The organism is uncultured Cohaesibacter sp. (genome assembly GCF_963556055.3).
GTDB lineage: Bacteria > Pseudomonadota > Alphaproteobacteria > Rhizobiales > Cohaesibacteraceae > Cohaesibacter.
The window spans coordinates 1-8,282 of sequence record NZ_CAUVYE020000022.1; the positions used below are offsets into that span (position 1 = coordinate 1).

Here is an 8,282-nt window from a genome sequence, read left to right on the forward strand (position 1 = left end):
CACTCCGACCAACCTTTTCAATAGGTTAGGTCTTTCCCCTTTGGGTGAAAATCAAAAAACTCACCAAAAACTCACCAGAAATATTGAGCGTGAAATAAAGGCATTCGCGTGCCATAGGTGTTGTGTAGTTTTGTGTGGATAAAAACGGCACGCCATAATGAGCTCGGTTTAGGAGTGAGACTCAACACCTAGTTAATCTTGAAGTGGAGAATGGCTTATTCTTTGTTCCTGCTCTTAAACAATACAACCGTGTCTGGGCGTAGCCAAAGTACTGCCGGCCCTTCCGCTAACTTCGTCCTGAAAATTGCTGCACGTTATTCAAATGGCGGCAATGGGGAAGAGGATGAGAAGAATATGCTCGCCGACGAATGGCTGGTAACGGGCCAGCATTGGTCAAGAAAATTCGGATGATAATGGTGCTAGAAGGCCATTTTGACCTTGAAATCAGGTGATCTTTTCGCCCTAAGAACAAGGCATCTGGAAATCCCGGACCTTAGCGAATTCAATCGAGTTTGAATTGCGACAATGTCTTTTTTAGAAGTGAGGTTTCCGGTTTGCACTGAAGGTGCGCCAATAATTGATGCGTGCTCAACTTTTCGACAATCGCAGAAACTTTTCTGAAGCCTCTTTCGCAATGATTTTGCACTCCGCAGCATCCGGCTTGGGCAGGCTACCAACCACCCTCCTAATCTGCCGATCTGAGACAAGCAGCGCTAAATAGGTTTGTACAGCTTCATCAATGCTTTCAAAAGCCCCGCAGGGATAATCATTTTCTACAAGAAGCCTCTGAAGAAGCGGGCGAATAGCCTCTCTTCCGTGTATCGAAATTGCTTCGCCAAGTTCGCCGGTGGCATCGGATGCGGCGGCCCTGTTCAGCGCGATGGCTCGATCATCCAGAATGGACATCAGCAATATCGAGCCGAATTCTTCGAGCTGCTCGGCAAGATGTCCCTTCACATCAACATTGTCTCTGAGAACGGAAACCGCCTTTTTGGCATTCTCTTCCACCAGCACGGAAAACAATCCGTTCTTGTTGCCGAACCAGTTATAGAGTGTCTCGTTTGACGCCTTGGCCTTTTTCGCCACGCTTAGCATGGAAGTGCCAGCATAGCCTCTCTCACTGAGAACCTGATAAGCTGCGGCCATGATTTCCTGTCTTCGTTGTTCTTTTGTGTCTTCTTTCATGAAAAATCCTGATTGAAATATTCCGTACACTATGTTACGGCTAGTAATCGTACACATAATTACGCTTTTTATCCTGTTACGCATCGAAAGAAAAGCTTTTTGTCTTTCTCGGCTCAGGACAAAAGTAATAGCTCGAGGAGTCATTCCGGATGAACTTTTATCAGCAGCAGACAAGGAGCGGTTCCTCAGCCCTTGATCATTGCGAACCAAACGGAACCCTCTTTTCCTTGGCCCGAGTGTGGAGCGAAAGCGGGCGACGCTGTGCGCTGGCAACTGTTATCCTGACCAGTGGCTCATCGCCTTGTCAGGTGGGAACTCAACTGCTCGTGGATGACACGGGGGCGTTTGAAGGCTCGGTATCCAGCGGTGCGCTGGAGGGAAAAGTCGTAGAGGCGGCTGCCGATGTCATTGCTTCACAAAAGTCCCGGCTTCTGAGCTTTGCCCCTGTTAGCGACGGCATGAGCAAAGCCGGACTATGCTGCGCCAGCGGTGTTCAGATATTCCTTCAGCCCCTGCCTCAGCGAAGAGACGACGATGAGTTGGTCCCTCTTCAGGCAATCACGGATCTTTTTCCGCTCGATACTCCCCTGACCCTCAAAACGAATATCGAAACGGGGATAACAAAGATTCTTTCCCCAAGGGAACAGCATCTGGCTCTTGGTACCGGTGCCATCAGCTTGTCTGAGGACAGCGACGGGGGCGCCTACTATTTCCATCAACTGCTTCCAGCTCGAAGACTGATCATTGTTGGTGCCGTGCATACCGCGCAATATCTCGCTCAATTGGCCCAATTGAGCGGCTTCGAGGCAAGCGTGATCGATCCAAGGCCGCGCCATCTCGCAAGCGGGCGCTTTTCCCCCGTCACATCGCTGTATGATGCTCCATTGGAGATCCTCTCAAAACCAGGTTTTCTCGATGAAACTACTGCAGTCGTCACCTTGAGCCACAATCCCGAACTCGATGATCTCGCATTGATCGCCGCACTGCATGCACGCTGTTTCTTCATCGGCGCACTTGGATCCTCTCGGTCTCATTCCTACCGGTGTGATCGGCTACGAGCACAGGGTGTCGGTCAGCAGGAGCTGGATCGCATATCGGGGCCCGTAGGGCTGGATATCGGTGCGGGCAATCCTCAGGAAATTGCGATTTCCATCCTCTCGGAGATCATTCTCAGTCTTCGGGGGCACAAAAGGACCTGCGCCGATGCTGCCTGAACCAAACATCGCCGTCATTCTGCTCGCCGCCGGGCAGTCACGCCGGATGGGGCAAAGCAACAAGTTGTTGGAGCCTGTGGAGGAGACTTCAATGATCAGGCACTGTGCGCTTGAAGCCATAGCATCTCGCGCCCATTCCCTGCATGTGGTTCTGGGCTATCAGGCGGAAGCCATAACGGCTGAGTTGAACGATCTGCGCCTCAATACCGTCTCTTGCGAGCGTTGGGCGTTGGGCATCAGTCAGTCAATTGCCTCCGGCATTGCATCTGCTGAGCCAAACAAACCGGACGCTTTCATCATAATGCTCGGCGATATGCCCTTTGTCACGGCGGGCCTGCTCGATGCCTTGATGGCAAAATTCTCGGAGGTCGGGGCGCCCTCCATTATCGCGGCTTCCTTTGACGGGCAGATCGGAAATCCCGTGCTCTGGGCCCGAGCTTATGCACCTGAACTCCTTTGCCTTGAAAGTGATCGCGGCGGCAGACAGCTTTTTGAAAAACATGCTGCTGACCTGCATAGGGTTGAAGCGGGAAGCGCCGCCTGCTTTGACGTCGACGACTTATGGGCTCTGGAGGCTGCCCGAAAAAGGGTCGCCAACCCCATTTCTCACTTCATACCCTGAACAAACAGCATTCCCTCTCGGGAATGCCTTGGCAGAACCGAAACCGTACACATAGTTACGCATTCAATATTTCGCAGAGGTCAAACATGAAAGCGCTAAAAATCCTGTTGCTCATTCTTCTGGTACCCGTTGCCGGGCTTCTCCTTTATGTCGGCTGGGGCATGTGGCAAACGAACAGCGAGCTTGCATCCTACAAGGATAAAGTTCGGGAACGGTCTGCGTTCCCTGCGGTCACAAGCACCGCGATGGACGCTTTGCCAGAGCCGGTAAAACGCTATTTCGCCTACACCCTGCCAGAGGGGACAGAAAATCTTCCCGGCTACGTCCTCACCAAGGCGATGGGAGATTTTCGTCGGCCATTGACCGAGGCCTTCCAGAAAACGGGCGCGGAGCAAATCATATCGACCACGCGTCCCGATTTCGTCTTCCACGCAAACACACCCATTCTGGGGCCCATTTGGGCGACGGCCTATGACAGTTTCGTGGATGGCGAAATGGACATGCGGGCCAAATTGATGTCTGCGGCCACCTTGCTGCATTTCACCAATGATCCGCAGCTGGACAAGCTCTCGCTGGGGCGTTGGCTGCTGGAGGCCTCATCCTGGCCACCGGCCCTGCTTCCAAGCGAGCGTGTCACATGGGAGGCGATCGATGACAAAACCGCCCGTGCCCGGGTGTCCGACTATGGCCTCTCAGCCAGCATGATTGCGACGTTTGACGAAACCGGTGCGTTGACGGAAATGCTGGCCGAAGAAGATGGCGATCTGACGACCCCCTATCATGGCCCCGGCGAACATGTCTCGCGCAGCAATTATCAAATGAACGGCAAGGTGCGCATGCCGATGTCTCTCGTCATCTCGCGCGCTGCGCAAGGGAAGGTCTATCCGTTCTGGAAAGCCACGGTCACCGATATCGAGATGGGGCCCGGGTCCTGAGGGCGGCCCCATAGCTGGAGGAAACAGCCATGCATGACTTGCTCGTGAACGGGAAGCATCTGGCAATACCGGATGACTGGTCGCAGGAAACCCTCATCGTGGTGCTGCGAGATTATCTTGGCCTTGTGGGCACCAAGCATGGCTGTGGTCAGGGATCTTGTGGCACCTGCACCATCCTGATGAATGGTAAAGCGGTAAAAAGCTGCCAATTGACCATCGAGGACGCCGCAGATGCCAGCCTGCTGACAATCGAGGGATTAAGCGCGGAGGGGGCTCCCCTCCATCCTCTGCAACTGGCCTGGCTTGATGAAGCGGTGTCCCAATGCGGCTTTTGTCAATCCGGCCAGATCATGCAAGCACTGGCCCTGCTGAACCGAACGCCTGATCCGGAAAGAGAAGACATCATCAAATGGATGGACGGTAACCTGTGCCGCTGCGGCTCCCAACCCCGCATAATGCGCGCCATCCTGAGAGCCGCGACAAGCATGCGAACGGGGAGAACAGCACAATGAAATCCGGTTCCATCAAACCCAGTCGTCGCACTTTCCTGATCGGAACTGGCCTCACGGCGGTGGGCCTGTCCGTGGGCTTCTATCTGGGCGTCAACAACTTCCCCATTCTCCCTTCAAGCACGTCTCCCGACCCGGATGATGGTCGGTTTTGGCTCCACATGACGAAGGAAGGCGAGGTTGTTCTGTTCAGTCCCGTGCACGATCTCGGTCAGGGCACGCCGTCCAGTCTCACCCAGATCATTGCAGAAGAGCTCAATCTCGATCCGCTCACGGTTCGGCTCGTCCTGCCCGACAGCGCCCAGATTCCCTATATGCGTTTCACAATCGGCAGCCACGGCATGTCGGATCATGCCTTGCCGACCGCACGGGCCGCAGCGTTCCTGCGCGAAACCCTGCACCAAAAGGCAGCCGAGAAATTCGCTGTTGCCCCGGATCTCATTTCGGACCGCCGCGGGGGGGGGCGGGTTGGCGAAAGGACCGTTGCCTATGCGCAGTTGATTGCCAGCAATGAAAACCTGATTTTACCCGATGCCATTGAAAACGTGCCTCTTTACACGTTCGATGCGGGTCGGGAGAAGCGCTCGGTCGGACAGATGGCCCCTGACCGGCAGGCTCGCGCCATCGTCAGGGGTGAACCGCTCTATGTTGATGACATCCGTCTGCCCGACATGCTCCACGGGCGTGTGGTGCAAGCGCCCTGTCCTGATGCGCGCATCAAATCAGCCAATACCCGGGATGTCGCGCGTATGCATGGCGTTGTCAAAGTGGTCTTCGATCCGTCACATGCGTTCCTTGGTGTGATCGCCACGACGCCAAGCGCGCTCAATCTGGCGATGGGCGCATTGGAGGTCATCTGGGAAGGCGCCGAGCCGTTGGACAATGACGGACTGGCGCGCCTTGTTGATGTCGATGCTTTCCTCGCCAAGGGGCGTCTGGAACATCAGATGGAAAAAGCCGATATTTCATCCGATCTGGAATGGACCATCGACCATCGCCTTGATCTGCCACCTTTACATCATGCACAGCAGGAGTTGCGCACCGCGGTGGCGCAATTCACCAGCGAGGATGGCCTCAACACGCTGCATTTATGGGTCGGCACGCAGGATGCCTTCGTTCACCGCAGGAAAGCGGCACGCGATCTCGGCTGGCCGGAGGAGCGGATTATCGTTCACCCCTTGCGCACCGGAGGTGCCTTTGGCGGACGCGCGCTTTATGATGTTGGCCGCGAAGCGTTGCTGCTGGCCCGGCATGCAGAAGTACCGGTCAAGGTTCAATGGACGAGGCCGGATGAGTTTCTTGCAGACAGGGCACGCCCTCCTTCCAGTCACCGCCTGCGCATCCGCGCCAACAGGGACGGACACATCACTGACTGGTGGCAGGCAACGGTCAGCGGGCATTTCCTTCTCACTGAAATTATGGGCCCCGAATGGGCGCTTGATATCGCCCGGCTGGCCATTGCCGACTTTGGAGCGACCCGCAGCATTCATCCGCCCTATGGGGCAGTCAATCGCCGGGTCGAGTTTCAGGATGTGGAACTGCCGGTTCATGTGGGACAGATGCGTGCGCTGGGCGCGACACCGAATACCACGATCATCGAGATCGGGATGGACCGTCTTGCCCGTAGGCTGGACATGGACCCGATCGAGCTGCGCCTCCTTAACCTCGGGCCAGAGCACCCGCGCCTCAAGGCGTGTCTGGAGCGTCTGCGGGCGATGATTGAAACCAATCCCCTTGAGACAGGAGAAGCCCGTGGGATCGCCTGTGGCATCTATCACGACAAGAGTTTCGTCGCCTGCGCCTTTGATGTTGCGTCAAGGAATGATGGCCCCATTGAGGCCAAAAGAGCCTTTTGTGCCATGGACGTGGGGCTGGTTATCAACCCTGATCGCGTCAAGGCGCAGGTAGAAGGCTGCCTCATGATGGCCATTGGTCAGGTGCTTTTCGAGAAAGCGATTGTCACCAATGGGACCTTCACGTCGAAATCATTCAAGGACTATCCGGCACCGACTTTCAGGCACGTTCCCGACATGCATATTGAACTGCTCGACGCGCGGTCAACAGCACCCGCCGGAGCCGGAGAAGCGCCTTTGATTGCAGCGGTCCCGGCACTCACCAATGCCGTCAGCAGAATCCAGAAAATGAAGATCACCCGGTTACCGATAGAAGTCAGCCAAAGGCCACATCGTACCGAAACGATATGGTAACTTCAGCCGTTCGCCGGTAATACCTTCAATAGTGTCTCATTCGCTGCTCTGGAGCGACTGACTCCTTCGTCTTAGTGCCGTTTCTGTATTTTTACTTCAATGCAGCGTTTCAATCGAATGTCACGAATGTGGGAGCTGGCTTCTTGGAAGTGGTCCCTGACGAAGGTCTCCAAAGGGCCGATTCCGTTGAAAAAGTATGCGTTGCTTTGGTGTTGAAGTCCTGATTCAATTCCGTAGAGGATGGAGGATCGGGGCATGATGGGCAATCAGAGCGGGTGCAGGCTTCGCTGTTTTACGGGTTCAATCTTGAAGACCACGTACCGCAGGATCATCTGTTGCGGTCCATCGATCGCTTCATTGATCTTGCAGACATCCGACGTCATCTGGCGCCTTTCTACAGTTCCATTGGGCGACCCTCGATCGATCCCGAACTGATGATCAGGATGTTGCTGGTTGGCTATATCATGGGGATCCGGTCTGAGCGCCGCCTCTGCGATGAAGTCCATCTCAATCTTGCCTATCGGTGGTTCTGCCGCCTGGATCTGACCGATCCTGTCCCGGATCATTCAACCTTCTCCAAGAACAGACATGGTCGGTTCCGCCAGAGTGATCTGTTCACGAAGCTGTTCGAGGATGTTCTCAGCCGAACGATTGCCGAGGGACTTGTTGGCGGTGAAGCCTTCGGGATTGACGCCTCTCTGATCAAGGCAGATGCAAACCGTGAGGATGGCATTGAACCGAAGGACTGGTCACCAGAAGACCACGCAAGCCGAGCAACAGAGGAATATCTGCAAACACTGGATGATGCAGCCTTTGGGTCGGCTACGCCGGTTCCTCCCAAATACATCTCGCCGGTAGATCCGGCTGCTCGATGGTCTGCGGCCGATCGAGGCAAGGCACACTTCATCTATTCAACCAACTATCTGGTCGATCTCGACAATGGGATCATCGTGGATGTGGAACCGACCGCTCCCATTCGTCAGGCAGAGAATAAAGCTGCCCGCGACATGATAGAACGCGTGATGGCCCAGACAGGTCTCTATCCTGCGCGACTTGTCGGGGACACCGGCTATGGCAGTGCGGAGATGCTGGGCTGGCTTGTCTATGAATATGGGATCGAGCCACACATTCCCGTGTTTGACAAATCAGGGAGACGCGACGGTACTTTCTCACGCTCCGACTTCATCTATGATCCCGATGGAGACGCATATTACTGTCCCGGCGGCAAATCCCTGCATCAATATCGCCGCCCGTTCAAGAAAGAGCGAGATGCCATTGATGGCGATGGCATGCGCAGATATCGCGCCAGCAAGCATGACTGCGAGGCCTGTGTTTTGAAACAGGTCTGTGTGCCCAAAGAACCAGCCGCAAGATCATGCGCTCGGTCTTCGAGGGTGCCCGCGAACTGGCAAGAGATATCGCCCAGACGGATGATTATGTCATCTCGATGCGCCAGCGAAAGAAGGTGGAGATGCTGTTTGCCCATCTCAAGCGTATCATAAAACTGGATCGGTTACGCCTCAGAGGACCAAATGGAGCCAGAGACGAATTCCACATCGCAGCAAGAGCCCAGAACCTGCGCAAGATGGCAAAATTGATCCCGATCCCGG

7 protein-coding genes and 1 pseudogene are annotated in these 8,282 nt (G+C 55.1%); 7 read left to right on the forward strand and 1 reads right to left on the reverse strand.

All coding sequences use genetic code 11. The features are described from left to right. Positions 1-210 precede the first annotated feature (210 nt). A complete protein-coding gene (locus ACHZB8_RS15315) occupies positions 211-411 on the forward strand; it encodes a hypothetical protein (RefSeq protein ID WP_316861603.1) in 201 nt (66 codons plus the stop codon). 177 nt (positions 412-588) lie between these two features. Here ACHZB8_RS15315 and ACHZB8_RS15320 read toward each other — a convergent pair whose 3' ends face one another. Next, on the reverse strand, positions 589-1,359 hold the full coding sequence (locus ACHZB8_RS15320) for a TetR/AcrR family transcriptional regulator (RefSeq protein ID WP_316861604.1): 771 nt from the start codon (positions 1,357-1,359) through the stop codon (positions 589-591). Between ACHZB8_RS15320 and ACHZB8_RS15325 the strand changes: the two genes are divergently transcribed. The 6 genes and pseudogenes from ACHZB8_RS15325 to ACHZB8_RS15350 form a co-directional block, all read left to right on the forward strand. Next, positions 1,335-2,399 carry an XdhC family protein gene (locus tag ACHZB8_RS15325; RefSeq protein ID WP_316861605.1) on the forward strand — a complete coding sequence of 355 codons (1,065 nt, stop codon included), beginning with the start codon at positions 1,335-1,337 and terminating at the stop codon, positions 2,397-2,399. The genes ACHZB8_RS15320 and ACHZB8_RS15325 overlap by 25 nt on opposite strands. Further along, complete coding sequence (locus ACHZB8_RS15330; protein ID WP_316861606.1) at positions 2,389-3,021, forward strand: nucleotidyltransferase family protein; 633 nt, start codon at positions 2,389-2,391, stop codon at positions 3,019-3,021. Before ACHZB8_RS15325 ends, ACHZB8_RS15330 begins: the two co-directional genes overlap by 11 nt. An 86-nt stretch (positions 3,022-3,107) precedes the next feature. Next, complete coding sequence (locus ACHZB8_RS15335; protein ID WP_316861607.1) at positions 3,108-3,956, forward strand: DUF6920 family protein; 849 nt, start codon at positions 3,108-3,110, stop codon at positions 3,954-3,956. A gap of 29 nt (positions 3,957-3,985) precedes the next feature. After that, entirely contained in the window at positions 3,986-4,468 is a 483-nt protein-coding gene (locus ACHZB8_RS15340; protein WP_316861608.1) for a 2Fe-2S iron-sulfur cluster-binding protein, read from the forward strand. Then, positions 4,465-6,672 (forward strand): molybdopterin cofactor-binding domain-containing protein, encoded by a 2,208-nt coding sequence (locus ACHZB8_RS15345; RefSeq protein ID WP_316861610.1) that lies wholly within the window; start codon positions 4,465-4,467, stop codon positions 6,670-6,672. Before ACHZB8_RS15340 ends, ACHZB8_RS15345 begins: the two co-directional genes overlap by 4 nt. A gap of 275 nt (positions 6,673-6,947) precedes the next feature. After that, a pseudogene (locus ACHZB8_RS15350) lies at positions 6,948-8,282 on the forward strand (transposase); the annotation flags it as partial.